The following is a 1,304-nucleotide window of genomic DNA, read 5'->3' as shown; positions in this document are numbered from 1 at the left end:
AAGCAGAATGGACCTTTGCTCCGAGGAATAAATGCCTCCTTGCAAAGTATTCTGGACGTTCAACGCACCTCGATTTTGCAGCGCTGGGTTCCTGAAACTTATAATACGGTCAAAAAAGACCGCATCACATTGAGTGAGCAGGAGAGCCGTTGGTTAGCTAAGAATCCCGTTGTAAAGGTGGCGGCTCATGGTGGAGTTCCACCATTTTCCTATTTTGATAGTAAGGGCCGCTTCAGTGGTTTGGCGGAAAGTGTATTGGAAAATATTACCTCCCATACAGGGCTTAAATTCGAGGTGGTGCCAGTCCGTAATTCAGAGGAAGAGCTAGCGCTTATCGACAGTGGAGCAGCAGATTTGTTGGCAATGGCTATTCCAAACTCTTATGACGAGTATCGTCTAAGTTTTACCCGTCCATACTCAGTCAGTCCATACGTGTTGGTCAGTCTCAATTCTGAATCCAGTGGATTAGATTTTCATCAGCTTAGTGATAAGTATTTGACGATGTGTGCGAAACCAACAGGGCACCAGCTAGAGGGCCGATTATTTGCGCATTCTCCGATGAACTCTACTGTTGAGTTTAATGATGCAGAAAAATTATTTGCAGCCGTAGCTTCTAAGAAGATGCAGGCCGCGGTGGTGCCGCTTAAGGTTGCAAGTTACATGCTTAGTCGTGGATATGATGATCGGCTGCGGATTTATTGTGCGCTCGGAGAAGGGCCTGAGAACATCACTCTGGCCACAAGTCGAGGGGCGTTAGAGTTGTTCTCTATTCTGGAAAAGGCGCTGACCGCTATTTCGCCGATGGAGCTGGTAGATATGAAAAATCGTACGGATGCAACCGGCATTTCAGTATTCGGGTTTAGAGAAAGTCATGGTCTGTCTCGGTTGCAAAGCATATACCTCTCTCTGTTGTTAGCTGCTGTTTTTGGATGGGCACTTTTTTTGGTCTACCAGATTCGAGCGCGTAAGTTCGCTGAACAAGCCCTGAATGACCAACTGAATTTAATGCGAGTGTTGATTGATGGATTGCCTCATCCGATTTATGTTCGTGATCGAACTGGCCGTCTAGTCATGTGCAATCACCGTTATTTGAAAGAACTAGGTGTCAATTTCGAGAGTGTTGTTGGCAAACTCGTGAGCGAGAGCCCTTACGCAGAAGTTATCGATGCCCAGTCTTATCAAGACGAGTATCTTAAACTGATGCAAGATGGCTCTAACATGTCGGGCGATCGTCAGGTGAAATGGCATGATGGTCGCACCTTGACCCTGTATGGATGGGCTTTGCCATTTAATGACTCAAATGG

1 protein-coding gene is annotated in these 1,304 nt (G+C 46.4%); it reads left to right on the top strand.

Features of this window, described 5'->3' with window-relative positions:
- Window positions 1-39: 39 nt before the first annotated feature.
- A partial coding sequence (locus tag BLX41_RS33525; RefSeq protein ID WP_259744429.1) for a transporter substrate-binding domain-containing protein occupies window positions 40-1,304 on the top strand: 1,265 nt, incomplete at its 3' end.

The organism is Pseudomonas protegens (assembly GCF_003732485.1).
GTDB lineage: Bacteria > Pseudomonadota > Gammaproteobacteria > Pseudomonadales > Pseudomonadaceae > Aquipseudomonas > Aquipseudomonas protegens_B.
Note: the sequence above shows the minus strand (reverse complement) of the source record. Positions and strands in the feature narration are given on the sequence as shown.